The sequence below is a fragment of the Bacillus cereus group sp. N14 genome, from assembly GCF_016483555.1.
Taxonomy (GTDB): domain Bacteria; phylum Bacillota; class Bacilli; order Bacillales; family Bacillaceae_G; genus Bacillus_A; species Bacillus_A wiedmannii.
In genome coordinates this window covers 541,814-566,674 of the sequence record NZ_JAEHBQ010000001.1, presented here as the reverse complement: position 1 = coordinate 566,674, position 24,861 = coordinate 541,814, and the positions used below count along the sequence as shown (strand labels likewise).

Genomic DNA, 24,861 nt, shown 5'->3' with positions numbered 1-24,861 from the left:
ATTAGTACTGGAGGGAATAAGAATGCGTGTGAATATTACTCTAGCATGTACAGAATGCGGAGATCGTAACTATATCTCAAAGAAAAACAAACGTAACAACGCTGAGCGTATCGAGCTTAAAAAGTATTGCAAGCGTGACAAGAAGTCTACGTTACACCGTGAAACAAAGTAAGCAGTAGGAATATTTTCCTACTGTTTCTTTTTTTATTCGATTCCTCTGTTAAAAGTGATACACTATCATCGTAGAGCAAAGTATCACTGTGAGGGGGAAAGTGTGTGAGAGAAGAGAAAGTACGTTTACGTAAACAAATAATAGAGCACATGAATTCTTTATCAGAAGAACGGTATACAACTTTATCAGAGCAAATTGCATTTTCGTTGTATGCGCAAAAAGAGTGGGCTGAAGCTAAAACAGTTGGAATCACTCTCTCAATGGAAAATGAAGTGAATACATATGCTATTATCGAAAAAGCTTGGGAAGAAGGAAAGAAAGTTGTTGTTCCAAAGTGTAATAAAGAAACACGAACGATGTCTTTCCGGCAAATTAGTAATTTTGATCAATTAGAAATAGTGTATATGAATTTACGTGAACCAATTCCAGCGCGTACGGAAGAAGTGAATGCAGATGACATTGATCTTCAAATCGTGCCAGGTGTAGCTTATACAGAGCGAGGAGAACGGATTGGATATGGCGGTGGGTATTATGATCGTTATCTCTTGCATTATAAAGGGAAAACGCTATCATTAGCTTATAGTTTTCAAATAGTAGAACATATTCCAGTAGAGCCGTTTGATAAAAACGTAGAAAAAATTATTACAGAAAAAGGAACAATGGTTAAAAATGGGCTTGTATAGACAAATAAAAATTGACGAGACTTTTTCTTCTTGATTATAATAAAATATGTGAACGTTTTCTTATTATAATTTTTTATAGTAAGTGAGCATAGAGGGTGATAAAATGGTATCTATTTATGATATTCAGCAATTGCTAAAGAAATTTGGTACGATTATTTATACGGGTGATCGAATTGCAGATTTACAATTAATGCAAGATGAATTGCGTGAATTAAATCAATCACAGTTAATCGATCCACAAGACTATCAAACAGCTTTATTTTTATTGAAGCAAGAAATTCAAAAAGAGCTAAATAAGAATTAGATAAAGGTAGGTAAGCAACATGGAAGAGAAATGGTTAGTTGGGGTTGACCTTGGTGGTACAACAATTAAATTAGCATTTATTAATGTGTACGGTGAAATTTTACATAAGTGGGAAATCCCTACGAATACAAATGAGCAAGGAAAACATATTACGCTTGATGTAGCGAAAGCTATTGATAAAAAGTTAGAAGAGTTAGGTGAATTGAAAAGCAAGTTAATCGGTATTGGTATGGGAGCTCCTGGTCCTGTACACGTGGCGTCTGGAATGATTTATGAAGCGGTCAATTTAGGATGGAAAAACTATCCGTTAAAAGATTTATTAGAAGTAGAAACAGGATTACCTGTTGTTATTGATAATGATGCAAACTTAGCAGCGCTTGGTGAAATGTGGAAAGGTGCTGGTGAAGGAGCAAAAGATTTAATCTGTATGACACTTGGCACTGGTGTTGGTGGTGGTGTAATCGCCAATGGTGAGATTGTACACGGCGTAAGCGGAGCTGCTGGTGAGATTGGACATATTACAGTAGTTACAGAGAATGCTTTCCCATGTAATTGCGGGAAGTCTGGTTGCTTAGAAACTGTAGCATCTGCAACGGGTATTGTGCGTGTTGCTATGCAAAAAATACAAGAGACTAATAAAGAGAGTGTTCTACGTTCTATGTTAGCAGAAGAAGGGCGTATTACATCAAAAGATGTGTTTGAGGCACTTGGACAAGGTGACGAGCTAGCAGGCGAAGTAGTAGAAAAAGTAGCTTCTTATTTAGGGTTAGCTGTAGCGAACCTTGCTAGTACGTTGAACCCAGAGAAAATTGTTATTGGCGGGGGCGTGTCTAAAGCTGGAGATGCACTATTAGAGCCAATTCAACGTTATTTCGAGCAATATGCTTTCTCACGTGCTGTAAAGAGCACAAAGTTAGCGATTGCAATACTTGGTAATGATGCAGGTGTTATCGGAGGAGCTTGGCTTGTAAAAAAGCACAAATACGAAGCGAAGATGGTATAAGTTGTGAAATATGAAAAGAGGAAGGGGAAACCCTTCCTCTTTTTGTGTGAAATCTTGATGAAGAATAACATGTAAATGAATTAAGCTGCTGGTGGGTACCCGTTATATAGAACAGTCATGATCGTAAACCATCCGAAAACGAGTACAGTTGCAATTGCAAAGCCGCCCGCGAATAAGTTTTTTTCGCGAAGAGTTCTAAGCGTAGCGAATACAGCTAACAGAGTGACTAGCGCAAAAATAATAACAAGGCCCATACAATATCCTCCTCTGTCTACCCATTCCTCAATATGAGTTTTTAGAATATTAACTCTTTTATATTGTACATGTTTTAAAAATGATTGTCGAGATAGCATCCTTTCTTTTCCTAAGAGAAAAAAATGTTGTATCATTGAAAGTAAGTTTAATAATTGGAGGAGATTTTCATATGAAATGGATACAAATGCCGTTAGGCCCATTACAAACGAATGCTTATATTTTAACGAATGATCAAAATGAGTGTATTATCTTTGATCCTGGTCACGAAGGAGAGAAGCTCGTTACATATTTACAAGAAGAACAATTAAAGCCACTTGCTGTTTTATTAACACATGCTCATTTTGATCATATTGGTGCTGTTGACGCGGTAAGAGACGCTTTTCATATTCCTGTGTACGTACATAAAGAAGAAGCAGATTGGTTAGGCGATGCAACTGTAAATGGCTCTCAAATTTTTATGATGAATCGCAGTATTACAGCAAAACCAGCAGATCATATTATTAATGCAGAAGGTGCATTAGCAATTGGTTCATTTAATTTTGAGATTTTTGAGACGCCAGGACATTCTCCAGGCAGTATTTCTTATTATTGTAAAGAGGCGAATGCTGTATTTTCTGGTGATGTATTGTTCCAAATGAGCATCGGAAGAACAGATTTACCCGGTGGAAGTTTTGCTGAATTGATTGGAAGTATTGAAGAAAAATTATTTGTATTACCAGATGAAACAGCGGTGCTATGTGGACATGGTCCAGAAACAAGCATTGGTTTTGAAAAAGAAAATAATCCATTTTTACAGTAAGGAGCTAGTATGGAGATGGAGCTCATTTTAAAAGAATGGATGGAGAAAGAGAAGGATTATTCAATTTCATATAGTACGTATATGAACCTCGTATTGTACACAGAGGGACATGGCTATTATATGAAGGAACGTGAAAAAATTGGAAGACAAGGGGATTTTTTTACGAGTAGCAACGTATCCTCTGTTTTTGCAAAAACATTTGCTAAGTTTTTTATTCGTCTTGTTGAAAATGGTGAAGTTGCTCCGAATATTTGTGAGATTGGTGGGGGAACAGGAAGGTTTGCCTATGATGTTTTACAAGAGTGGAAGCAAGTATCTCCAAAAACCTTTATTGATTTAAACTATTCAATGATTGAAATGAGCCCTTTTCATAGAAACTTACAGCAGAAAAATCTTTGTTCGTTTTCTAATGTGTCGTATTATACGTCGCATAGTGAAATGGGAGAATCATTCGAAGGGATTCTTTTTTCGAATGAGTTATTTGATGCATTTCCTGTTGAAGTAATTGAGAAGAGAAATGGAATATTGTATGAAGTACGCATTACGTACACAGAGGAAGGGAAACTCGCAGAAGTATGTAGACCGCTACAGAAAAATATTGGTCGATACTTATTGAAATATAATATTCATCTTGCTGAAGGTCAGCGTTTTGAAGTGCCACTTGCGATGGAAGAATATATAGTAGAAATTGCGAAATGGTTTCAACGAGGTGTATGTATTACCGTTGATTATGGATACACAAAAGAAGAATGGATGCAGCCTGCACATCAAGAAGGAAGTTTACGAGGATATTACGAGCATAAGTTAATCCGTAATCCTTTAGAGCATCCAGGTGAAATGGATCTTACTACTCATATTCATTGGGACGAACTGAAAGAGATGTTTAGCCTGCAAGGCATGAATATAGTATGGCATAAGAAGCAATCTGAGTTTTTGTTAGCAGCAGGAATATTAGATCAGCTTACGGGTCACCAAGATCGAAATCCTTTTTCTGAAACTCAAAAACAAAATCGTGCAGTTCGTTCTATGATTTTGAGCGGAGGATTAGGGAGTGCATTTGATGTTGTGATACATACGAAACATATGCAACAGTTACACTTGGATCAGTATTTGAAAATATAAAAAAACAAGACACAGCATATTTCTGTGTCTTGTTTTTTAATACGACTTTTTAATTATGTAGCATCATATATTTCCTCTCATGATATATATTTATATTAAAGATATGAGATAAAAAATATAAAATACGCCCTTTTTCTCTGTTTATGAGCTCTTAACCTAATAATACGCGAACGAGTTGAATAATTGTCTCGTTTTCTACTTTGTAATAAATTTCCAATCCTTTTCTTTCACTTGAAACGATTTTAGCACTTTTTAATTTTGCTAAATGCTGTGAAATTGTAGATTGTGGCATGTTTAAGCCAGTGTACATTGTTGAAACGTTGCTCGGACCACGTTCAATTAATCCTTTTACAATACATAAGCGAACAGGATGAGCAAGTACTTTCAATAATTCTGCATTGCTTTCATATAGTTCTATTTCTTTTTGAAAGGTTTCTAACATGTTCTTTTCCACCTCCGTGTGAGCTGTTATACCATACTATACATACCAAAAAATTAAAGAAAAGGAAACAGTTGTTGCAGAAAAAAAGTCCTAAAGTAAAGAAATTGTAAGAAAAGAGACCCTGATGTAAATAAAGTAGATAAATTTGCATGGTTTTGTAAAATGACATTTTTGGGCGAAAATTTCGATGCGTTTTAAAAATTGAAAGATATAGATATATTTGTAACACAATTTTATCATGATTTTCTTATTCTTTCAAATGAATATACAAAATTTTTAAAATAATAAGAAAAAGGAATTATAATGTTATATATAGAATATAAAACAGGTTAAAAGAAAGGAAGCTGAATATAGTCAGCTTCTTTATGGTGATAACAAAATATTTGAGTATAGCTGATAAATTTTAGAATTACCAAGACATTAGTTATATATTCTAGAGTTCATCTTTTATCAGCTTTAAAAATCTGCGGTTCCATATGTTCTCATAAAAATCAATTGTCTCTTTTGCGGACATAAATGGATTATTTAACGTAGAGGTTGCTTTCTGTACCATGAAGTTTTCGTATTCTAGTCCATGGGAAAATTTAATCGTAGCATCCATACAGTACTCTGTTTGGGCACCACAAAATTCAATACGGTGTACAGATAATTGTTCTAAAATCTCTTTCAAGTTTGTTTTATAAAATGAATTGGCATGTGTTTTTCTTACAAAAAAATCTTGTTCCTGAACATCTAGATCAGCATGAATAGCCCAAAGTTCTTTTTCGGGTACTAAATCATCGTCACAATGTTGAATGAAAATGATTGGTTTATTTGATTTTCTGTATGAAGAAATTCTTTTATTTACTTTTGTAAGTAAATTTTGTAAATCGAATAAATGCTCTTCGCTATAACATACTCCATTTTGTAAATCGATAACGATTAAAACATCTGCACAAGTATCCATTATTTTTGCCCCCTTTTTTACTTCTTAATATATCAATTAATTCATTATTTAGAAATAGATGGTGCTCTTTTGTTTTTTTATGGACTATACGAAAAGTAAAAAATATACTTAACGGTATAAAAAAGAAGATATGAAAACTTAATTTCATATCTTCTGTTCGTTCTATGCATTTACAGGTTCTTCTACATAAGAAAGGGCATTTTCAAAATCGGATATTAAATCGTCAACATTTTCAAGGCCGACGGATAACCGAAGTAATGAATTAGAAATCCCTCTTTCATCACGAGCTTCTTGCGACAGTGCTGCATGTGACATTTTAGCTGGGTAGGAAAGAATCGATTCGACAGCTCCTAAACTAACTGCAAAGACAGGTAATTTTACTTTTGATAAAAATTGGCGGAGTGCGTCTTCTGATTGTAAAGTGAAAGATAGGACAGCTCCGGCTGATGTAGCTTGAGATTGTTGAATATCAAATCCAAGATGTGTTTGTAAGCCAGGATAATAGACATTTTTAACTTTAGCGTGCTCTTGTAAATAATGTGCAATTTTATTGGCGTTTGCAGCTGAATGCTCAAGACGTACATGCAATGTTTTTAGACCGCGAAGTACGAGAGAACAATCTTGAGGACCTAAAATAGCGCCGAATGCATTTTGTAAAAATCCAAGTTTTTGAGCGAGTTCGGCATCTTTTACAACCGCTAATCCGGCAGTAACATCACTATGACCGGCAATGAATTTTGTGGCACTATGAAGAACGACATCGGCGCCAAAATCAAGTGGTTTCTGGAATAGTGGTGTCAAAAATGTATTATCAACAAAAGTAAGGGCGTCAATAGATTTTGCAAGTTTAGAAACAGCACGAATATCTGTCACTTTTAAAAGTGGATTAGAGGGTGTTTCCACATAAAAGAGTTTTGTGTTTGGCTTAATGTTTTGCTTTATTTCTTCTACATTTGTCATATCAACAAATGTATGTGACACACCGTAACGGGAGAGCACTTCAGTTATAATTCGGTAAGTTCCTCCGTATACGTCTTCTGAAATGAGTACGTGATCGCCTTGTGAAAGAAGGAGGAATGCAGTAGAAATCGCTGCAATTCCTGATGCGAAGGCAAATCCCTTTGTTCCTCCTTCTAATAAAGCAATGATATCTTCAAGAGCTTCACGAGTTGGGTTACCAGAGCGACTATAGTCATATTTTCCGAACGTATCTACATCAAACTGGTGGAATGTTGATGTATTATAGATGGGAACGTTAACAGCTCCTGTTTGCGAGTCATGTTTATATTGGTTGTGCAGTAAGAGTGTATCTATAGAATAACTCATATTCTTACACCTTCTTTTACAAGTTTAATGGCTTGCTTTAAGTCTTGGATTAAATCGTTACTATTTTCAATGCCAACGGAAAATCGCAGAAGACGATTACATACACCGTTTGCTGTTCTGATTTCTTCAGGAATATCAGCGTGTGTTTGCGTTGCTGGATACGTCATTAAACTTTCAACACCACCAAGACTTTCAGCAAATGTAATTAAGGATAAAGATTGTAAGAATGGATTAATCCATGTTTCATCTTTCAGACGAAATGAGATCATGCCGCCTCTTCCAGGATAAAATACATCTGTCACCCCGTCTTCATCATTTAAATAAGCAACAACTGCTTTTGCATTTTCTTCATGTTGTCTCATGCGAAGCGCTAACGTTTTCATACCACGAATTAATAGCCATGAGTCAAATGGACTTAAGACCGCACCAGAGGCATTATGATAATGAGCGATTTCCTCACAAAGTTCCTTTCCTTTTGCAACGACAAGTCCGCTTAGGACATCGTTATGTCCCCCTAAATATTTCGTTGCGCTATGAAGTACAATGTCGGCACCTTCTGTTAATGGCTGCTGTATATAAGGCGTATAGAATGTGTTGTCTACAATAAGAAGTAGTCCGTGTCTTTTCGCTACAGTTGCGACAGCGGCAATATCAGTAACTTGCATTAACGGATTAGTTGGAGTTTCTATGAAAATAGCTTTCGTTTCAGTTGTGATAGCTTGCTCAATTTGTTTAATAGATTGTGTATTTACGTATCTACATCGAACATTCCACTTTTTTTCGTGCTCAGAAAATAATCGATAAGTGCCCCCGTATAAATCTTCAGATACAATAAGTTCGTCTCCGGAACGGAATAGGGAAAGGACGAGGAGAACAGCTGCCATCCCTGAACTACAGGCATAACCTTGTTCACCGTACTCTAAATCTGCGATTGCCTGCTCTAAAAGACCGCGAGTTGGATTGCCAGTTCGTGAATAGTCAAAGCCAGTAGAGTTACCAATTCCTTCGTGACGATAAGCAGTTGAAAAATAAACAGGTGGGTTAACAGTTCCTGTTGTAGTTTCGCTCCGGTTTCCGATTTGTGCTAGTTTTGTTTCAATAGTTGACATGTGAAAATTCCTCCTTTTTAAATTAACAATTAAGTGAATGTAAAATAAAAAAAGCCTTCTAAAGAAGAAGGCTTTCGGTTTGAATAGAGTCTTCTTCTCATCTGTCAAATCTTTCACAATTTGCTGGAATTAGCACCTTATTAACAAATGTTAATGGTTGCTGAGGCGTCAAAGGGCCAGTCCCTCTACCTCTCTAGATAAGAATGTTCGTATGAAATTTTATTATGTTTTTAACTTTACAACAAAAGATAATTGAATTGCAACTTTATTTTAAATAATTTTTATTTTTCCGCAAGTGTCATTGACTTTTGCATTTGTGCATGCTAAATTTATTAAAAAATTAACAAACATTGTTAAAAGGGGAACGTATTTCCTTTTAGCTACATAAATAAAATAATAAAGACAAACTCTTATTGAGAGCGGTGGAGGGAAAGGCCCTGTGAAACCCGGCAACCTTTAAACGAAATGTTTGAAACGGTGCTAATACCTGCAAAACGAATGTTTTGCATAATAAGAGGAGGAACAATTATGTCCCCCTCTTCAAAGTGAAGAGGGGGTTTTTTATATTGATAGAAATGAGGGAGATTTGTGAAATTACTAGATTTATTATCAAAAGGAATTGTAATAGGTGATGGTGCGGTTGGGACGTTATTACATTCACATGGTTTGCAAAGTAGTTTTGAAGAATTGAATATATCTGATCCAGATTTAATTATATCGATTCATAAACAATATGTAGCTGCTGGGGCAGATGTGATTCAAACAAATACGTACGGAGCAAATGAAGCGAAATTACGTATGTATGGCTTAGAGAATCAAGTTGTTCAAATTAATAAAGCGGCAGTGAAGATTGCGAAAGCATCTGTTACAGATAGAAATGCAATTTTAGGGACAATTGGTGGTATGAAACATATCGGAGCTGTTACGACAACTGATATGGAGCGAGAATTTATGTTACTGGAACAGGCAAGTGCATTACTAGAAGAACAGGTTGATGGACTGCTATTAGAGACTTTCTATGATGAGTTTGAATTACTTCATGCTGTTCAGGTGTTACGAAAACAAACGAATATTCCAATTGTAGCTCAATTAGCGTTACATGAGGCAGGTACGACTCAAAATGGAAATGATGTAAATGAAATATTAAAACAGCTTTTAGATTACGGTGCAAATGTCGTTGGATTGAACTGTCAACTAGGGCCACTTCATATGACGGAAGCTTTTAAAATGATATCGATTCCTCAAAATGGCTACTTGTCAGCATATCCAAATGCAGGTCTCCCGAATTATGTGGAGGGACGCTACGTATATGAGGGAAGTCCGGCTTATTTCGAAGCGATGACACCGAAATTTATTGAGCAAGGTATCCGGTTATTGGGTGGTTGTTGTGGCACTACTCCAGAACATATTGAAAGTATGAAACGTGCTACTCTAAATATTACGCCTGTAATAGAAAAGGATACGATTCAAAGACCGAAAGTAGTTCATACACATGAAAAACGTTCGAAAGCTCATGTCACTTTAGCAGAGAAAGCAAAAAAACAAACGACAGTAGTAGTGGAATTAGATCCACCGAAAACGTTAGATACGCAGCGATTTTTTGAAGGAGCAAGAGCATTGAAAAGAGCTGGTGCAGATGCTATTACTCTAGCAGATAATTCATTAGCATCGCCTCGCATCTCGAATATGGCAATGGGGGCATTATTAACGAAGCACGATATTCCGGTATTAACGCACTTAACGTGTAGAGACCATAACGTCATCGGACTACAATCTCATTTACTAGGCCTATCAGCATTAGGTATGGAAGAAGTGTTAGCTTTAACTGGGGATCCAGCACGCGTTGGTGATTTTCCAGGTGCCACTTCTGTATATGATTTGTCCTCTATTGAGCTCATTAAAATGATTAAAGAAATGAACGACGGGCGCTCGATTTTAGGGAAATCAATTGGTCCAGCAACAAGGTTTTCAGTGGGAGGTGCGTTTAATCCGCATGTAAGACATTTAAAAGCAGCGGTTAAGCGAATGGAACGGAAAATAGATGCTGGAGCGGAATATTTCTTAACTCAGCCAATTTATGATATTGCGTTAATTGAAGAAGTGTATGAAGCGACAAAGCATTTGGAACAACCTATTTTTATTGGGATTATGCCATTAATAAGTAAAAGGAATGCAGATTTCCTTCATTTTGAGGTACCGGGTATTACACTACCTGAAGAAATAAGGGAGAGAATGGACGGACATGAAACGAAAGAGGCAGCAATTGAGGAAGGAATTCTCATTTCACAAGAATTAATCGATGCGGCGATGAAGTATTTTAACGGCATCTATCTTATTACACCATTTCTAAAATATGAAATTACAGAACATCTTGTTAAATATGTGAGAGAAAAGCAAGAAGTGAAAGAAGGTATTAACTGATGAAATGTATAGAAGAAAAATTACAAAATAACATCTTAATATTAGATGGTGCAATGGGAACGATGATCCAGCAAGAGGACTTAACTGCGGAAGATTTCGGAGGAGAAGAGTACGAAGGCTGTAATGAATATTTAGTAGAAACAAGGCCTGATGTCATTTTAAAGATTCATAAAGCTTATATTGAAGCTGGAGCGGATATTATTGAAACAAATACATTTGGGGCGACGAATATTGTATTAAGTGATTATGAGTTGTCTCATTTAGATGAGGAATTAAATGAGAAGGCAGCACGTTTAGCGAAGCAAGCGGTCAAAGAAAGCGGGAAGGAAGTATATGTTGCGGGAGCAATGGGACCAACAACGAAAGCGATTAGCGTTACAGGTGGTGTGACGTTTGAAGAATTAATTGAAGCCTATACACGGCAGGCTAGAGGCTTATTGAATGGCGACGTAGATGTATTACTCGTTGAGACGAGTCAAGATATGCGTAACGTGAAGGCTGCTTATATTGGAATTCAAGCAGCTTTTGATGAGCTAAATAAAATTGTACCTATTATGATTTCGGGAACGATCGAACCGATGGGAACGACTCTGGCTGGGCAAACAATTGAGGCTTTGTACTTATCAGTAGAACATATGAAGCCATTATCTGTTGGATTAAACTGTGCGACTGGTCCAGAGTTTATGAGAGACCATATTCGTTCACTATCTGATTTGTCGGAGTGTTACATTTCTTGTTATCCAAATGCAGGTCTTCCTGATGAAGATGGACATTATCATGAATCTCCATCTTCTCTCGCTGAAAAAGTGAAGCGATTTGCTGAAGAAGGATGGGTTAATATTATCGGTGGTTGTTGTGGCACAACACCAGAACATATAAAAGCAATGAAATCCGCGTTAGCTTCTCATAAGCCGCGTGAACACCACGAAAGAGCTGGACACGGGGTTAGTGGATTAGAGGCACTTCAATATGATGACTCTATGAGACCATTATTTGTTGGTGAAAGAACAAACGTTATTGGGTCACGTAAATTTAAACGATTAGTAGCAGAAGGGAAATTTGAAGAGGCTGCTGAAGTCGCAAGAGCGCAAGTGAAGAAAAATGCTCATATTATTGATATTTGTATGGCAGATCCTGATCGCGATGAAATAGAAGATATGGAAAACTTCTTGGCAGAAGTTACGAAAGTGTTAAAAGTACCGATTATGATTGATTCAACAGATGAAAATGTGATGGAGCGAGCTCTTACTTATATTCAAGGAAAAGCTGTTATTAACTCAATTAATTTAGAAGATGGAGAAGAACGATTTAAAAAAGTGACGCCGCTTCTTCAGAAATATGGTGCTGCTATTGTTGTAGGAACAATTGATGAAGATGGTATGGCGGTTAGTGCAGAACGAAAACTCGAAATCGCGAAAAGAAGTTATGAGTTATTGACGACGAAATATGGTATACGCCCGTCAGATATTATTTTTGATGCACTTGTATTTCCTGTAGGTACAGGTGATGAAGAATATATTGGTTCAGCGGCAGCGACGATAGAAGGAATTCGCCTTATTAAAGAAGCCTTACCAGAGTGTTTAACGATTTTAGGTGTAAGTAACATATCTTTTGGTTTACCACCAGCTGGCCGAGAAGTATTAAATTCCGTCTTTTTATATCACGCAACGAAAGCAGGATTAGATTACGCGATTGTGAATACGGAAAAATTAGAACGGTATGCGTCAATTCCAGAGGAAGAAAAACGTCTTGCTGATGCACTACTTTTTGAAACGACGCAAGAGACGTTAGAAGAATTTACAAATTTTTATCGCGCGGCAAAAAAGAAAGATGTCGTTACCCAAGAAAGATTAACTCTTGATGAAAGGCTGGCAAATTACATTGTAGAAGGTACGAAACAAGGGCTACAAGAAGATTTAAGTCTCGCACTTACAGAAGGGAGAAAACCTTTGGATATTATTAATGGCCCACTTATGACAGGAATGGATGAGGTGGGACGATTATTTAATAATAATGAGCTTATCGTTGCCGAAGTATTGCAAAGTGCTGAAAGTATGAAAGCTGCCGTAAGCTATTTAGAGCCACATATGGAATCTAGCGAGAGTGCGAAAAAGGGGAAAGTATTATTAGCAACTGTTAAAGGTGACGTACATGATATTGGGAAAAACCTCGTTGAAATTATTTTATCGAATAACGGATATGAGATTATTAATTTAGGAATCAATGTTCGTTCGGATCGAATTGTTCAAGAAGTACAAGAAAAGAAGCCTGACATTATTGGTCTTTCTGGTTTATTAGTAAAATCAGCGCAACAAATGGTAACGACTGCTGAAGATTTAAAAGCTGCAAATATTGATGTTCCAATCGTTGTAGGCGGGGCAGCGTTAACGAGAAAATTTACAGAAAATCGTATTTCACCATCATATAAAGGGCTCGTATGTTATGCGAGTGATGCGATGACTGGTCTTGATATTATTAATAAGCTTCAAAAAGAAGAAGAGCGTGAGAAGATGAAACAAGATAAAAAAGAGCGTCATCTTCATATCGTAAAAAAAGAGGAGAAGAAAGTAGAAATTCCAGCAGTAATTGAGCCATTAGCGAAGGCAGAGGTTATGATACCTGATTCAACAAAACGAATTGTATTACGTGATATCCCAGCCCTCCATCTCGCTCCATTTTTAAATAGACAAATGCTACTTGGACATCACCTTGGATTAAAAGGAAATGTGAAGAAGCTTTTGCGAGAGGGAGATAAGAGAGCACACGAATTAAATGATTTAATAGATGAATTATTGCAGGAAGGACAATCTTGGTTAAAACCGAAAGCGGTGTATCAATTTTTCCCAGCGCAAAGTGACGGACAAAACATTGTAATATATGATCCAGAAGATCATACGCGTGTTATAGAGCGTTTCACATTCCCAAGACAAGGAAAAGCACCATATCGTACTTTAGGTGATTATTTACGACCAGTTGGAGATGAGATGGACTATGTTGCTTTCCTATCTGTTACGGTTGGGGAAGGCGTTCGGGACATTGCTGAAGAGTGGAAGGCGAAGGGGGATTATTTACGCAGTCATGCCATTCAATCGTTAGCGCTTGAACTAGCAGAAGGTCTTGCTGAAAAAACACATATGCTCATTCGTGATCGCTGGGGTATTCCAGATTCACCAGAACTGACGATGGAAGAACGTTTCCGTACGAAATATAGAGGGATACGAGTATCTTTCGGTTATCCAGCATGTCCAGAACTTGCAGATCAAGAAAAGTTATTTCGCCTTATTCATCCAGAAGAAATAGGTATTTCATTAACAGAAGGATTTATGATGGAGCCAGAAGCATCTGTGACGGCTATGGTATTTTCTCACCCTGAGGCAAGATATTTTAGTGTATTATAGTGTAGAAGGGGGAGACGTATGAAGAAAATAGTCTTTACAGGTGGTGGTTCGGCAGGGCATGTAACACCTAATTTAGCCATCATTCCACATTTACAAGAACGGAATTGGGATATTTCTTATATTGGTTCTCATCAAGGAATTGAGAAAACGATTATAGAACAGGAAGGCATTCCGTACTATAGTATTGCAAGTGGAAAGCTACGTCGTTATTTTGATTTAAAAAATATAAAAGATCCTTTTCTTGTAATGAAGGGTGTTATGGATGCGTATGTAAGGATTCGAAAACTAAAACCGGATGTGATTTTTTCAAAAGGTGGTTTCGTATCTGTACCAGTCGTAATTGGAGGCTGGCTAAATAGAGTCCCTGTTTTATTACATGAATCTGATATGACGCCAGGACTAGCAAACAAAATTGCGCTCCGTTTTGCTTCGAAAATATTTGTTACATTTGAAGAAGCTGCGAAACATTTACCGAAAGAAAAAGTAATCTATACAGGATCTCCTGTACGTGAAGAAGTGCTAAAGGGAAATCGTGAAAAAGGTTTAGCGTTTTTAGGTTTTTTACGTAAAAAGCCAGTTATTACAATTATGGGAGGAAGTTTGGGCGCAAAGAAAATTAATGAAACGGTTCGAGAAGCGTTACCAGAACTTTTGAAAAAATATCAAATTGTTCATCTTTGCGGAAAAGGTAATCTTGATGAAAGCTTACAAAATAAAGAAGGATATAAACAATTTGAATATATACATGGAGAACTGCCAGACATATTAGCGATAACAGATTTTGTTATTTCACGTGCGGGCTCTAATGCCATTTTTGAGTTTTTAACATTGCAAAAGCCGATGGTTTTAATTCCGCTATCGAAATTTGCAAGTCGTGGAGATCAAATACTAAATGCAGAGTCTTTTGAAAGACAAGGATATGCTTCCGTATTGTATGAAGAAGATGTGACTGTGAAATCACTTATAAAGCATGTCGAAGAATTAAATCAAAATAATGAGATGTATAAAACAGCACTAAAAAAATATAATGGAAAAGAAGCAATTCAAACAATCGTTCAACATATTTCAGAGGCATGATGAAACAATCATGTCTTTTTTAGTAGGATGAAAGATTCCAAGGATTGATATTTTTATGTTACAATAACAAATGGATTAGTAGGGAAATTCCAATTAATGAAGCGTGAAAATACGAATGGATTAGGAGTGACTGTGTTGGAGCTAAGTCTCTATGAAAATACTGCACTTATTATATGCTTTGTGTTGTACGTTGGTAGTGTTATTGTTTATATTTCAAGGAAATTTTCGCAAGAAAGAGAGCTTGAAAAATCAGAAATAACAGCTGAACTAGAAATGTTAGCTGATGAAAGTTATAAAAAGAAGAAAATAAAAGAAGAGCATGAAGAATCCCATCATTTAAACGCAAATAAGTTTTAAAGATGGGGATTTTTTTTTTGAAGTCGTTCTTTAGTTCTTTATTATGTTTATAGCAAGTAACGCTAAAAGGAGTTTCCCGTACATAATGAAGGAGTGTATATAAATGAATTTTTATGTCGCCTCAGGATTCCAAAATAAACATCTTGTACGTTCTATAGCAAATGAACTGAAACATGCAGGATGGCACCATACATATGATTGGACAAGAAACGAAAGAGCAGTGAATCAAGATCAATTAAGAGAAATTGGTCAGGCAGAAAAGAATGCTATTAAAGAAGCGGATGTCTTTTTACTTATATTAGATGGCGGAAACGGGAGCCATACAGAGTTTGGAATGGCGATTGCGCTAGAGAAAAAGATATATGTATATCATGAAAGAAACCCGCTTCAAACAACGTTCTATCATTTGCCAGAAATAAATATTTTTGAAGGAGATGCAACTGAATTTGCATCTTATGTTATGAATCATGTGAAATAATAATAACGACCTAAAAGGTTATAAAGGTGATCTTTTGGGAACAGTGATGATAAGAAACGTATATAAAGGAGTATATAATATGAAATTAGAAAATGGATGGGAAACGAGCTTTTTAGAAGTTGTACAAAATAGTGAATTTAAGAAAGGGGCCGTTCTTAGTCAATTGCTTTGTGAGGACAGTGAAGAAGTAGAAGAGCTTGTGGATGATTACGGATATGAAGAGATTATTGAACGCGAACATGATGATGAATTAGCAGAAGTTTTAGGTGAAGAACTTTTCGATGAGATGGAACGACACGTATTCTTATCTTCACAGCCAGAAGAAAAACTTATTTCATTCGTAAATGGATTAGGTTTTCATGTGTTAGATTGGATCGTTCTTCTTGAAACAGAATTTGGCATTGATAGTGTACACTTTACGTCGGACGCCGTGAAAATGTTAGAAAAGCGCTTTAGACAATTTCCATACATAGAGGATAAGACGATATTTGATATGACATTTGGAGAAGCAATGGATGTATTAGAATCCATTACAGGATTACAACTGAAGGAAAAGATGAACGTATAATGTAAAAAAAAGAACGTGATATTCTCACGTTCTTTTTTTTACATTATAATAATTTTGTCATCTAGTTTTGTTTGTCCGCTAAGAAGTGCGTTTAAATATTCCACTTTTCTTATACAGGCCTGTATATGTCTTTCAACCTCTTGTAACTCTGCTTGGTGATGTGTTTCAATCGGATGAATTTGTACGTTGAATTTTTCAAATTGACTACTATATGTTATTTCTGCATAGCCGCTCATAATATCCATTTCGTTATGAAATAAAAATTGTTTCGTTTTGTCACAGAATGATACATTCTGAAAGCCATATACTTTTAATGCGTCAATTACTTTTTTAATCATTTTTGTATTCATTTTTTTAACCCTCTTTGCGAAGTTCTACTTATATATTATAACATAAAAAATTACATAGAAAGCGCTTCCAAGTGTATTTTATTATAAACTTTACGTTTCAATCACAAAAATGAAACAAAGAAAAAATAATTGTAAAGAAGGGAGGACTCTTTTATTGTTTCGTCATATATATAGAGAAATAGTGCAAGGAAAGGAAAATTTCCGAATTTGAGTTCGTATTTCAAATTTAAGCGCAATAAAAGAGGTGAGAGACTTGAACTTTGATATTGTAGGACAAAAAGCATATATAAAAGATGGACCGCATCGGAACCGAATTGGAATTGTAAAGAACAGCGAGACAAAATTAGAATCGCAGTTTGCTATTGTAATTGGAGAACAAATCATTGATGTAGAGCTAAAGGATATCGTGTTAGTTGGAGTAGACGTAGGACAATTTCATAAATGGTGCGAACAAAATGGTTATTTGTGAGAAGGACGGGCTGTGAGATAATGAAGTATATTTGAGAAAAGAGAATATGTTATTGTATTCTCTTTTTCTATGTGTAAGGAGACGGAAATGAAGTATAAAGAACAAGATTTTACATTGGAGTTAAAAGAGAAGATTCAATGCATGGAGAAGGAAACAGAGAGAATATCATTTAAACTTTTTAAAGATTATTCACATTTGTACATAGAAAAAAACATGGAATTATTTATAGAACTCATCAGAGATAAAGAAGATCCTTTTGAAACAGGATATTCTTCATCCATTTCGATAGCTGTATTAGATGAAGAAGGAGAGATGATTGAATTTTATACAGTTCCTATCTGGGAATGTTGTAATTATTTTTTAGGGGTACCGCTTCAAATAAGGTTTTGGGGAAGTAAGTTAAGTGGTGAACTTGTTGATGAAACTTATTGTGAGATAGAGGAGGAGTTAAAGGAGCGGTTGGAAGAGTTTTTACAGTTTGCAGATGAGGAATAATAGTTAGTCTTTAGTTTATAATTAATAGTTATTAAAAAAATGAAAAATGGTAAATTTTCGTTATATCTATACGTAATGATATAGAAGTGGTGTTCTTATCATGGCTGAAGTAATTGGTAGAGCTTTACTTATAGTATTTGAGACAATATGTTATACCTTATGTATAAAAGAAAAAGAGGAAGATGAAAAGAACTAAAAAAGGACGCTAACAGTTTTTGTTAGCGTCCTTTTTATTATGAAGCAATTTCACCAGTTTTTGTATCATCTTGATTGTACGTATCTTGATCTAATTCACCAAGCCATTTACTAGAAATAAGACCTGCTGTCATAGAACCACTTACGTTAAGAGCTGTACGACCCATATCGATTAATGGTTCAACTGAGATAACAAGAGCGACAATACCGATTGGTAAGTTCATTGTAGATAGTACGATTAACGCTGCGAATGTTGCACCACCACCAACACCGGCAACACCGAATGAGCTAATAGCAACGACAGCGATTAAAGTTAAAATAAATTGTGGTTGTAATGGATCGATTCCTACAGTTGGAGCGACCATCATTGCAAGCATTGCTGGATAAATACCTGCGCAACCGTTTTGTCCGATGGATACTCCGAATGATGCTGCAAAGTTTGCAATCCCTTCGGAAATACCAAGCTTTTCTTTTTGCGCTTCAATATTTAATGGCATTGCACCAGCACTAGAGCGAGATGTGAATGCAAATGTTAATACAGGGAACACCTTTTTTAAATATTGAATTGGATTTAAACCAGATAGAGCAATTAATAATAAGTGGATAACGAACATTACGATAAGTGCCACGTAAGACGCTAACACGAAGTTACCAAGTTTTAAAATAGCATTTATGTCGCTACCAGCAACTGTTTTTGCCATAAGAGCTAATACGCCATATGGAGTAAGACGTAAAATTAATGTAACCATACGCATTACGATTGCATATACAGCATCTAGCATTTTCTTAAATAGTTCTGCTTGTTCTGGATATTTTCGTTTTACCCCTATAAAGGCGATACCGATAAAGGCTGCAAATATTACAACAGAAATTGTTGATGTTGGACGAGCACCTGTTAAATCAAGAAACGGATTTGTAGGCAACAGCTCTAATAATTTATCTGGAATTGTTGTTTTTTCAATAGAAGTAAATCTTTCTTCAACTAACTTCAGACGAGCGGATTCTGCATCACCTTGTTGTAAGCCTGTTGCTGATACATCAAATCCTGCACTTGCAGCAATACCGACAGCTGCAGCGATTCCTGTAGTAAGAATTAAAATTCCGATAATAAGACCGCTAATTTTACCAAGGTTTTTCGTTAACTGTAATTTTGTAAATGCTGAAATAATAGATACTAAAATAAGTGGCATAACGATCATTTGAAGTAATTTCACATAACCGTTACCGATCAAGCTAAACCAAGTATTTGATTCAATAATTACTTTAGAAGTTGGCTCATAAATAAATTGTAATATAAGACCGAATATAATTCCGACTCCTAAAGCAGTAAATACACGTTTATTAAAAGATACATGCTTACGTTGCATATAATATAATACGCCAACTAAGATGAGCATGACTGCAACGTTAATTCCGACAAGCAGTGTATTCATGTTAATTCCCCCTAATTCCAATCTGTTATATAGAATATAAGGTAATAAAACCTATAAGTCAACTAGGAAATTGCGGAATTAAAAAAAGATGGCAAAATGCCATCTTTAATGTCCAGCTCCAGGGACAAGTAAAAACGTCGTGTAGTATGTAAATCCTATGAAGAAAACAGTTAAATATGCCCCGAATACGTATATATACATACGCTCTGTTAAATTTAAATAGCTTAAAAGTACGAAGAAACCCGTTTGTCCTAAAAATAGTAGTGCAGCCTGTTGCATATCCCCTACGTAAAACATAACCGAGAAAATTCCAGTCCAAAAGCCGAGAACGCGAAACATGCGCTCCATGCCATCTCCCTCCTTTTCTAAAAAAAGTAAACCTCACCTCATTATAGTTCATTTTTCTTGCTATTGTAAATATTCGTTCATATAAAAAGAAGCCAATTATAATTGGCTTCTTTTTATATGAGAAAATTAAATTGTTAGTTTGTAATTACAAGATTTACATCCATCTAGTAGACTATCATTTCGTGTTAATTCCGTGTTAGGGAATAGGATTTCAAAAATCCCTTTCATCATATCTCCGTGCATGTTACAAATTTCAGTTGGGTGATGAACAGCAACTTCTTTAAATGGACAATTGTGTACATCGTAGAAAATTTTCGTTCCATCTGCACTTAATTCAAATGCAGGTGATAAACCAGCTGTTGAGAAAGCTTCTTTTGCAATTTGGACTTTTTGCTCTACTGTTAAAGCATCTTCACTCACATGTAAACGCTGCATATGTTGTTGCATTAACTCGGCCCCGAATTGTTTTCCTGTTTCGTATAGCGCTTTTTCACCAGCGGCGCCAAGACTAAGTAAAGAATTAAATGCTATTCTTGCTAACAATTGATAATCGCGGAATGGAAATTGTAATTGAATCACATCTTCAGATAATACATATAATCTGCTTGGTCTTCCGCCTTTTCCAGTTTTCTTTGTTTCCGATTTCAGCATATGAACATCTTCTAATTTAGATAAATGTAAACGCGCTACGTTTGGATGAATGTCAAACTCATCTGCAATTTCTTGTACAGTTACGTAACTATGTTTTTGAGAAATATATTTATAAATGTAATAACGAGTTGGGTCAGATAATACGCCTGTAATTTTTAAAGCTTGTTCCATGAGGATCTCCACCTTTATCACTTTATCCAAGATAATAACATTATAATACAGATAAACTTCCATATAGGTAATTTCAGACAATAATTCGGAAATTGTTCATAATTTCACAAACATATTTTTCCTTTTCTCTCTAGTGAAAATGTAAAAATACCGATTTTTCAGATGGATTTTTTCATGCTATATACATAGTGGGGAGGGAAAAATGATGAATGGAATTGAAAGCTTTGCGAATATGATTTTGAAAGAGGCGTGTAGGGTACAAGCTTCGGATTTACATATTGTGCCCCGGAAGAAGGATGTAGCGGTTCAACTGCGTATAGGAAAAGATTTAATGACGAAACACTGTATCGAGAAGGAATTTGGAGAAAAGCTTGTTTCACACTTTAAATTTTTAGCATCCATGGATATAGGGGAGAGGCGGAAGCCACAAAATGGTTCACTGTATTTACAAATGGATGGACAAGAAGTGTATTTACGCCTTTCCACGCTTCCAACCGTATACCAAGAAAGTCTCGTTATTCGTCTTCATTTACAAGCATCTATTCAGCCGTTATCTCATCTTTCGTTATTTCCAAGTACAGCGAAAAAACTACTCTCTTTTTTACACTATTCACATGGGTTACTCGTATTTACTGGACCGACTGGTTCGGGGAAGACAACAACAATGTATGCATTATTAGAGGTAATTAAAAAAAAGAAAACACGTCGCATCGTTACACTTGAAGATCCAGTTGAAAAAAGAAATGACGATGTATTACAAATTCAAATAAATGAAAAAGCAGGTATCACATATGAGGCGGGACTAAAGGCCATTTTACGTCATGATCCAGATATTATTTTAGTCGGTGAAATTCGTGATGAAGAAACAGCGAAAATCGCTATAAGAGCAAGTTTGACTGGACATTTAGTAATGACGACACTGCATACTAGTGATGCGAAAGGGGCAATACTCCGATTTATGGATTTCGGTATAACGAGGCAAGAGATTGAACAATCTTTATTGGCTATAGCTGCACAGCGACTTGTCGAATTGAAGTGTCCGTTTTGCCAAAGAAAGTGCTCAATTTTATGTAAATCAATGAGGGAGGTAAGACAAGCGAGTATTTATGAGTTGTTATATGGATATGAGTTAAAACAAGCGATTAAAGAAGCGAACGGGGAATGTGTCACATACAAGCATGAAACATTAGAATCTTTGATACGAAAAGGATACGCTTTAGGATTTTTAGAAGAGGATGTTTATGTTTAAGGAGATATGGAGTTTAAGTGATCAAGTCGTATTGCTGAAACGATTGGGAGAACTATTAGAAAAAGGATACTCCCTTTTGCAGGCATTAGAATTTTTACGGTTTCAATTACCTTTAGAAAAGAAAGTACAATTGCAGCGCATGATTGATGGATTAAAAGATGGAAAAAGTCTACACGATTCTTTTCATCAATTAAAGTTTCATCAGGAGATGTTAAGTTATTTATTTTATGCCGAGAAACATGGTGATATTTCTTTTGCATTGCAACAAGGGAGCGCACTTCTTTATAAAAAGGATAAGTATAGGAAAGATATGATGAAAATAATGCAGTATCCTATGTTTTTGGCGCTCTTTTTACTAATCATGATTTTGATTTTTAATCGCATTTTATTACCACAGGTTGACATGGTATATAGTTCATTCGGTTCCACAGCACCGTTATTTACAGAACAAATATTAAGTGCAATTAAGCTACTACCCTATCTTATTTTTAGCACTATTTTTATCGTTATGATTGGCTGTAGTCTATATATATTTTACTTTCAAAAACTCCCGCATATGAAGCAGGTAAAAATTAAGCTTTGTATCCCCCTCGTAAAAAAAATTCTTATTTTAAAGCATTCACATTATTTCGCCACTCAATTGAGCGGTTTATTACACGGCGGACTATCAGTACTTGAGGCTCTAACAATAATGATGGAGCAACATTATCATCCGTTTTTTCAATATGAAGCGGGCCGAATTGAACGTCAATTAATTGCGGGAGAACCGTTGCAATCTATTATTGCTAAAAGCGGATATTATGAGGAAGAACTTTCTTATATTATTACGCATGGACAAGCAAACGGTAATTTGGCGATTGAATTAGGTGACTATAGCGATCTTATTATGGAAAAAATGGAGCAAAAAGTTAAACGTATGTTAGTGATCATTCAACCAATTTTATTTACGTGTATTGGGGGAATAGTCGTTCTTATGTATTTAGCAATGATTATGCCAATGTTTCAAATGATGAATTCTATTTAGGAGGCATTTACATGCAGAATGAAGAAGGGTTTACCCTTTTAGAAATGTTATTAGTTATGGTCGTCATAACTGTATTATTACTATTAATTATTCCGAATGTAGTTACACAGCGTTCATCCGTCGAAGGAAAAGGATGTAAAGCCTATGTGAAATCTATAGAAGCTCAAATACAAGCATACCATTTACAACATAATAAAATTCCCTCGCTAAAAGAGCTAAGGGATGAAAAATATATTACAGCTGATGAGTGTCCGAATGGTGAATCCATTCATATTTCAAATGATGGCACAGTAACAACTGGGAAACTGTGAAACAAAAAGGTTTTACTCTTTTAGAAATGCTACTCGTTCTATTTGCAATTTCTGTACTAAGTATGGTCACGTATTTTAACGTACATTCATTACATGAAAAACAAAAAGTGGAGCAATTTTTAAGACAGTTTTCAAACGATATTTTGTATATGCAACAATTAGCGATAAACCGTCAAAAACACTATACATTACGATGGTATAAAGATAGACATACGTATTATATAGGGGAGCTAAGTGAGAATCTTACTATCATTAAAAGAGAATATGATAGCGATATACAAATTGATTTGAATACTTTTCCAAATCCGATGACATATAATCTGAGTGGAAATATTAATAGAGGTGGCACTATTTTACTTTCGTATCGAAGTTATAAATATGAGATTGTATTTCAGCTTGGGAGAGGGAGATTTACGTATCGTGAAATGTCAAAAAGGGTCAGTGATGGCTGAGATGCTTGTAGCATTAAGTATAGTAATGATGGCAGTATCTTTACTACTTCCGCAAACAGTATTGGTTATGCAAGAACGAAAAAACATACAAATTCGTTATAAAGCATTTGTATTATTAAAAAGGGAAGCAGCTTTATATATGTATGAGAATGGGGCGAAACGACCGCAAGAAAAAGTTGTAAACGGAAATGTATATTACACATATTGGGGAGGAAATGAAGTTTGTGCTATGTGGAAAGATGTGAAAGGAAGAATGATGGAACAATGCTTTTATGCAGGAGAAAAAATAAATTAGAAGTTGGGTTTACATTAATAGAAATGATTGTATGTTTTTTTCTGTTATCACTGTTCTTTTTACTCTTACCACGTTTGAATTTTATTGGAATAGAAAACAACCAATCAAAAGGATTAAATAATTGGGAATGGGATGTGTTTATAGGACAAGTACAGTTAGAGTTTCGTGAAGTATCTTTTGTAGAAAAAATAGTCCCTGAAAATAAAGATAATCTTTTGCGCTTCCGTCTTCGCACTGGAGATGAAGTGACGTATGAAAAATTGAATAATCATCTTATAAGAAAAGTGAATATGCGCGGAAGAGAAGTTATATTACAAAATGTTGAAATGGTTTCGTATGAAGTAACACCTCATTTGCTCTTTATAAATGTGAAAGATATGAGTGGGAAAATATATGAAGGTGTAGCTGTAAGATATAGCGAAATGGAAATAAATACATGAGAAAACAAGATGGATTTACGATGCCAGGAACAATCATTTTTCTTGTATTATTAACTTCGTTCTTTGTATACGAAACGAATATGTTGCTTATAGATAAAAAATTTTATATTGAAATAGAGCAAAAGTTTGTACTGGAAGAACTACTAAATCGATCTATTACAAATATAAAAAAAGACTTACAGCAAAAAGAAAAGGAAGATACTTTTTTCTTTCAATATGAAAAGGGCGAAGCAAGTGGAAATTACGTCTTTGAAAACGATGATATTCTCGTTTCGTTGCAGTGCAAAATAAAACAAGAAGTTTTCTATAAAGTAAGCTTTCGGTATAGAAAAAAGGATGAGAAAATATTCGATTGGATAGAAGGATAGTCTGTGAAATATACGGATGAAAACCATAATTTCTCATTTTGTAATAGATTGTTTTTGAAAGGAAATGGATAAATAAAACAATTTAAAGTTTAAATTTTCTCAAAAAAGAGAAAGGTAGAAAGAATATGATATATTCAAGCTATCCAAACA

The 24,861-nt window shown here is 35.3% G+C and carries 30 protein-coding genes and 2 riboswitches; of the genes, 21 read left to right on the top strand and 9 right to left on the bottom strand.

The features are described 5' to 3' along the window. Window positions 1-22 precede the first annotated feature (22 nt). From rpmG to glcK, 4 genes are all read left to right on the top strand, one after another. On the top strand, window positions 23-172 hold the full coding sequence (gene rpmG / locus JDS82_RS03010) for a 50S ribosomal protein L33 (RefSeq protein WP_001265616.1): 150 nt from the start codon (window positions 23-25) through the stop codon (window positions 170-172). A 104-nt stretch (window positions 173-276) separates the two neighbouring features. Continuing rightward, window positions 277-855 carry a 5-formyltetrahydrofolate cyclo-ligase gene (locus JDS82_RS03005; RefSeq protein WP_001206435.1) on the top strand — a complete coding sequence of 193 codons (579 nt, stop codon included), beginning with the start codon at window positions 277-279 and terminating at the stop codon, window positions 853-855. A 103-nt stretch (window positions 856-958) separates the two neighbouring features. Beyond that, window positions 959-1,159 carry a YqgQ family protein gene (locus JDS82_RS03000; protein WP_000253699.1) on the top strand — a complete coding sequence of 67 codons (201 nt, stop codon included), beginning with the start codon at window positions 959-961 and terminating at the stop codon, window positions 1,157-1,159. A 19-nt stretch (window positions 1,160-1,178) separates the two neighbouring features. After that, entirely contained in the window at window positions 1,179-2,162 is a 984-nt protein-coding gene (gene glcK / locus JDS82_RS02995) for a glucokinase (protein ID WP_000391711.1), read from the top strand. 80 nt (window positions 2,163-2,242) lie between these two features. Here the strand turns inward: glcK and JDS82_RS02990 are convergent, their stop codons facing one another. Continuing rightward, window positions 2,243-2,416 carry a DUF2759 domain-containing protein gene (locus tag JDS82_RS02990; RefSeq protein ID WP_000524847.1) on the bottom strand — a complete coding sequence of 58 codons (174 nt, stop codon included), beginning with the start codon at window positions 2,414-2,416 and terminating at the stop codon, window positions 2,243-2,245. A gap of 170 nt (window positions 2,417-2,586) precedes the next feature. Here JDS82_RS02990 and JDS82_RS02985 point away from each other — a divergent pair, with 170 nt between their 5' ends. Together JDS82_RS02985 and JDS82_RS02980 are read left to right on the top strand one after the other, a co-directional pair. Further along, on the top strand, window positions 2,587-3,216 hold the full coding sequence (locus tag JDS82_RS02985; RefSeq protein WP_000871245.1) for an MBL fold metallo-hydrolase: 630 nt from the start codon (window positions 2,587-2,589) through the stop codon (window positions 3,214-3,216). 9 nt (window positions 3,217-3,225) lie between these two features. After that, window positions 3,226-4,338, top strand: a complete 1,113-nt coding sequence (locus tag JDS82_RS02980; protein ID WP_000425117.1) for a class I SAM-dependent methyltransferase — start codon at window positions 3,226-3,228, stop codon at window positions 4,336-4,338. Window positions 4,339-4,489: 151 nt separating this feature from the next. On the opposite strand, the gene JDS82_RS02975 is transcribed toward JDS82_RS02980, so the two are convergent. The 4 genes from JDS82_RS02975 to metI form a co-directional block, all read right to left on the bottom strand. Then, on the bottom strand, window positions 4,490-4,780 hold the full coding sequence (locus JDS82_RS02975) for an ArsR/SmtB family transcription factor (RefSeq protein WP_000894375.1): 291 nt from the start codon (window positions 4,778-4,780) through the stop codon (window positions 4,490-4,492). Window positions 4,781-5,213: 433 nt separating this feature from the next. Next, the gene (locus JDS82_RS02970) at window positions 5,214-5,726 is read right to left on the bottom strand and encodes a cysteine hydrolase family protein (RefSeq protein WP_000379163.1); all 513 of its coding nucleotides are present in this window, start codon (window positions 5,724-5,726) and stop codon (window positions 5,214-5,216) included. A 162-nt stretch (window positions 5,727-5,888) separates the two neighbouring features. Next, window positions 5,889-7,052 carry a cystathionine beta-lyase gene (gene metC / locus JDS82_RS02965; RefSeq protein WP_000122284.1) on the bottom strand — a complete coding sequence of 388 codons (1,164 nt, stop codon included), beginning with the start codon at window positions 7,050-7,052 and terminating at the stop codon, window positions 5,889-5,891. Then, window positions 7,049-8,161: a cystathionine gamma-synthase/O-acetylhomoserine thiolyase gene (metI, locus tag JDS82_RS02960; protein WP_000103901.1), complete on the bottom strand. Its 1,113-nt coding sequence runs from the start codon at window positions 8,159-8,161 to the stop codon at window positions 7,049-7,051. The genes metC and metI overlap by 4 nt, the downstream gene beginning before the upstream one ends. A 94-nt stretch (window positions 8,162-8,255) precedes the next feature. After that, window positions 8,256-8,365: riboswitch (SAM riboswitch) on the bottom strand. Between the two features lie 203 nt (window positions 8,366-8,568). Beyond that, window positions 8,569-8,678: riboswitch (SAM riboswitch) on the top strand. A gap of 71 nt (window positions 8,679-8,749) precedes the next feature. Between metI and JDS82_RS02955 the strand changes: the two genes are divergently transcribed. The 6 genes from JDS82_RS02955 (at window position 8,750) to JDS82_RS02930 (ending at window position 16,460) form a co-directional block, all read left to right on the top strand. Next, window positions 8,750-10,582, top strand: coding sequence for a bifunctional homocysteine S-methyltransferase/methylenetetrahydrofolate reductase (locus tag JDS82_RS02955; protein WP_064056480.1), 1,833 nt, complete (start codon window positions 8,750-8,752; stop codon window positions 10,580-10,582). Beyond that, window positions 10,582-13,980 (top strand): methionine synthase, encoded by a 3,399-nt coding sequence (gene metH / locus JDS82_RS02950; protein WP_199712617.1) that lies wholly within the window; start codon window positions 10,582-10,584, stop codon window positions 13,978-13,980. The genes JDS82_RS02955 and metH overlap by 1 nt, the downstream gene beginning before the upstream one ends. Window positions 13,981-13,998: 18 nt before the next feature. Further along, window positions 13,999-15,057, top strand: coding sequence for an undecaprenyldiphospho-muramoylpentapeptide beta-N-acetylglucosaminyltransferase (gene murG, locus JDS82_RS02945; RefSeq protein WP_000724756.1), 1,059 nt, complete (start codon window positions 13,999-14,001; stop codon window positions 15,055-15,057). A gap of 96 nt (window positions 15,058-15,153) precedes the next feature. After that, window positions 15,154-15,414 carry a DUF3966 domain-containing protein gene (locus tag JDS82_RS02940; RefSeq protein ID WP_000817963.1) on the top strand — a complete coding sequence of 87 codons (261 nt, stop codon included), beginning with the start codon at window positions 15,154-15,156 and terminating at the stop codon, window positions 15,412-15,414. Window positions 15,415-15,517: 103 nt separating this feature from the next. Continuing rightward, window positions 15,518-15,892: a nucleoside 2-deoxyribosyltransferase gene (locus JDS82_RS02935; protein ID WP_001012499.1), complete on the top strand. Its 375-nt coding sequence runs from the start codon at window positions 15,518-15,520 to the stop codon at window positions 15,890-15,892. A 79-nt stretch (window positions 15,893-15,971) separates the two neighbouring features. Next, window positions 15,972-16,460 carry a hypothetical protein gene (locus JDS82_RS02930; protein WP_000764276.1) on the top strand — a complete coding sequence of 163 codons (489 nt, stop codon included), beginning with the start codon at window positions 15,972-15,974 and terminating at the stop codon, window positions 16,458-16,460. Between the two features lie 38 nt (window positions 16,461-16,498). On the opposite strand, the gene JDS82_RS02925 is transcribed toward JDS82_RS02930, so the two are convergent. After that, window positions 16,499-16,810 carry a hypothetical protein gene (locus tag JDS82_RS02925; protein WP_001093232.1) on the bottom strand — a complete coding sequence of 104 codons (312 nt, stop codon included), beginning with the start codon at window positions 16,808-16,810 and terminating at the stop codon, window positions 16,499-16,501. 253 nt (window positions 16,811-17,063) lie between these two features. Between JDS82_RS02925 and JDS82_RS02920 the strand changes: the two genes are divergently transcribed. Both JDS82_RS02920 and JDS82_RS02915 read left to right on the top strand, forming a co-directional pair. Next, window positions 17,064-17,279 (top strand): DUF3912 family protein, encoded by a 216-nt coding sequence (locus JDS82_RS02920; RefSeq protein WP_001008334.1) that lies wholly within the window; start codon window positions 17,064-17,066, stop codon window positions 17,277-17,279. 87 nt (window positions 17,280-17,366) lie between these two features. After that, the gene (locus tag JDS82_RS02915) at window positions 17,367-17,774 is read left to right on the top strand and encodes a hypothetical protein (protein WP_199712615.1); all 408 of its coding nucleotides are present in this window, start codon (window positions 17,367-17,369) and stop codon (window positions 17,772-17,774) included. A gap of 233 nt (window positions 17,775-18,007) precedes the next feature. Here JDS82_RS02915 and JDS82_RS02910 read toward each other — a convergent pair whose 3' ends face one another. The 3 genes from JDS82_RS02910 to JDS82_RS02900 form a co-directional block, all read right to left on the bottom strand. Further along, on the bottom strand, window positions 18,008-19,402 hold the full coding sequence (locus tag JDS82_RS02910; protein WP_048562307.1) for an L-cystine transporter: 1,395 nt from the start codon (window positions 19,400-19,402) through the stop codon (window positions 18,008-18,010). 105 nt (window positions 19,403-19,507) lie between these two features. Continuing rightward, the gene (locus JDS82_RS02905) at window positions 19,508-19,750 is read right to left on the bottom strand and encodes a DUF2626 domain-containing protein (protein ID WP_000440719.1); all 243 of its coding nucleotides are present in this window, start codon (window positions 19,748-19,750) and stop codon (window positions 19,508-19,510) included. A gap of 126 nt (window positions 19,751-19,876) precedes the next feature. Beyond that, window positions 19,877-20,572, bottom strand: coding sequence for a helix-turn-helix transcriptional regulator (locus tag JDS82_RS02900; RefSeq protein WP_098777135.1), 696 nt, complete (start codon window positions 20,570-20,572; stop codon window positions 19,877-19,879). Between the two features lie 205 nt (window positions 20,573-20,777). Between JDS82_RS02900 and comGA the strand changes: the two genes are divergently transcribed. The 7 genes from comGA to comGG are packed head-to-tail and all read left to right on the top strand — an operon-like array spanning window position 20,778 to window position 24,711. Next, window positions 20,778-21,821 (top strand): competence protein ComGA, encoded by a 1,044-nt coding sequence (comGA, locus tag JDS82_RS02895; RefSeq protein ID WP_199712613.1) that lies wholly within the window; start codon window positions 20,778-20,780, stop codon window positions 21,819-21,821. Further along, window positions 21,814-22,845 (top strand): competence type IV pilus assembly protein ComGB, encoded by a 1,032-nt coding sequence (comGB, locus tag JDS82_RS02890; RefSeq protein ID WP_199712610.1) that lies wholly within the window; start codon window positions 21,814-21,816, stop codon window positions 22,843-22,845. The genes comGA and comGB overlap by 8 nt, the downstream gene beginning before the upstream one ends. Before the next feature lie 11 nt (window positions 22,846-22,856). Continuing rightward, window positions 22,857-23,156 (top strand): competence type IV pilus major pilin ComGC, encoded by a 300-nt coding sequence (gene comGC / locus JDS82_RS02885; protein WP_001178693.1) that lies wholly within the window; start codon window positions 22,857-22,859, stop codon window positions 23,154-23,156. Then, window positions 23,153-23,608, top strand: a complete 456-nt coding sequence (gene comGD, locus JDS82_RS02880) for a competence type IV pilus minor pilin ComGD (RefSeq protein WP_199712609.1) — start codon at window positions 23,153-23,155, stop codon at window positions 23,606-23,608. Before comGC ends, comGD begins: the two co-directional genes overlap by 4 nt. Then, complete coding sequence (locus tag JDS82_RS02875; protein WP_000829516.1) at window positions 23,601-23,903, top strand: hypothetical protein; 303 nt, start codon at window positions 23,601-23,603, stop codon at window positions 23,901-23,903. The genes comGD and JDS82_RS02875 overlap by 8 nt, the downstream gene beginning before the upstream one ends. Beyond that, window positions 23,873-24,343, top strand: a complete 471-nt coding sequence (gene comGF, locus JDS82_RS02870; protein WP_048562311.1) for a competence type IV pilus minor pilin ComGF — start codon at window positions 23,873-23,875, stop codon at window positions 24,341-24,343. Before JDS82_RS02875 ends, comGF begins: the two co-directional genes overlap by 31 nt. Beyond that, window positions 24,340-24,711, top strand: coding sequence for a competence type IV pilus minor pilin ComGG (gene comGG, locus JDS82_RS02865; protein WP_098653278.1), 372 nt, complete (start codon window positions 24,340-24,342; stop codon window positions 24,709-24,711). Before comGF ends, comGG begins: the two co-directional genes overlap by 4 nt. Window positions 24,712-24,861 lie beyond the last annotated feature (150 nt).

Bases quoted from the DNA above. Each gene is read 5' to 3' on its own strand.
- metC (WP_000122284.1), bottom strand. From the start codon at position 7,052: ATGAGTTATTCTATAGATACACTCTTACTGCACAACCAATATAAACAT.
- JDS82_RS02900 (WP_098777135.1), bottom strand. From the start codon at position 20,572: ATGGAACAAGCTTTAAAAATTACAGGCGTATTATCTGACCCAACTCGT.
- JDS82_RS02940 (WP_000817963.1), top strand. From the start codon at position 15,154: ATGAAGCGTGAAAATACGAATGGATTAGGAGTGACTGTGTTGGAGCTA.
- JDS82_RS02975 (WP_000894375.1), bottom strand. From the start codon at position 4,780: ATGTTAGAAACCTTTCAAAAAGAAATAGAACTATATGAAAGCAATGCA.
- JDS82_RS02980 (WP_000425117.1), top strand. From the start codon at position 3,226: ATGGAGATGGAGCTCATTTTAAAAGAATGGATGGAGAAAGAGAAGGAT.
- metH (WP_199712617.1), top strand. From the start codon at position 10,582: ATGAAATGTATAGAAGAAAAATTACAAAATAACATCTTAATATTAGAT.
- comGA (WP_199712613.1), top strand. From the start codon at position 20,778: ATGAATGGAATTGAAAGCTTTGCGAATATGATTTTGAAAGAGGCGTGT.
- murG (WP_000724756.1), top strand. From the start codon at position 13,999: ATGAAGAAAATAGTCTTTACAGGTGGTGGTTCGGCAGGGCATGTAACA.
- JDS82_RS02910 (WP_048562307.1), bottom strand. From the start codon at position 19,402: ATGAATACACTGCTTGTCGGAATTAACGTTGCAGTCATGCTCATCTTA.
- JDS82_RS03000 (WP_000253699.1), top strand. From the start codon at position 959: ATGGTATCTATTTATGATATTCAGCAATTGCTAAAGAAATTTGGTACG.
- comGC (WP_001178693.1), top strand. From the start codon at position 22,857: ATGCAGAATGAAGAAGGGTTTACCCTTTTAGAAATGTTATTAGTTATG.
- JDS82_RS02970 (WP_000379163.1), bottom strand. From the start codon at position 5,726: ATGGATACTTGTGCAGATGTTTTAATCGTTATCGATTTACAAAATGGA.
- JDS82_RS02875 (WP_000829516.1), top strand. From the start codon at position 23,601: ATGGCTGAGATGCTTGTAGCATTAAGTATAGTAATGATGGCAGTATCT.
- JDS82_RS02930 (WP_000764276.1), top strand. From the start codon at position 15,972: ATGAAATTAGAAAATGGATGGGAAACGAGCTTTTTAGAAGTTGTACAA.
- JDS82_RS02915 (WP_199712615.1), top strand. From the start codon at position 17,367: ATGAAGTATAAAGAACAAGATTTTACATTGGAGTTAAAAGAGAAGATT.
- comGB (WP_199712610.1), top strand. From the start codon at position 21,814: ATGTTTAAGGAGATATGGAGTTTAAGTGATCAAGTCGTATTGCTGAAA.
- JDS82_RS02935 (WP_001012499.1), top strand. From the start codon at position 15,518: ATGAATTTTTATGTCGCCTCAGGATTCCAAAATAAACATCTTGTACGT.
- rpmG (WP_001265616.1), top strand. From the start codon at position 23: ATGCGTGTGAATATTACTCTAGCATGTACAGAATGCGGAGATCGTAAC.
- JDS82_RS02990 (WP_000524847.1), bottom strand. From the start codon at position 2,416: ATGGGCCTTGTTATTATTTTTGCGCTAGTCACTCTGTTAGCTGTATTC.
- JDS82_RS02905 (WP_000440719.1), bottom strand. From the start codon at position 19,750: ATGGAGCGCATGTTTCGCGTTCTCGGCTTTTGGACTGGAATTTTCTCG.
- glcK (WP_000391711.1), top strand. From the start codon at position 1,179: ATGGAAGAGAAATGGTTAGTTGGGGTTGACCTTGGTGGTACAACAATT.
- comGF (WP_048562311.1), top strand. From the start codon at position 23,873: ATGCTTTTATGCAGGAGAAAAAATAAATTAGAAGTTGGGTTTACATTA.
- JDS82_RS02925 (WP_001093232.1), bottom strand. From the start codon at position 16,810: ATGAATACAAAAATGATTAAAAAAGTAATTGACGCATTAAAAGTATAT.
- comGG (WP_098653278.1), top strand. From the start codon at position 24,340: ATGAGAAAACAAGATGGATTTACGATGCCAGGAACAATCATTTTTCTT.
- JDS82_RS02985 (WP_000871245.1), top strand. From the start codon at position 2,587: ATGAAATGGATACAAATGCCGTTAGGCCCATTACAAACGAATGCTTAT.
- metI (WP_000103901.1), bottom strand. From the start codon at position 8,161: ATGTCAACTATTGAAACAAAACTAGCACAAATCGGAAACCGGAGCGAA.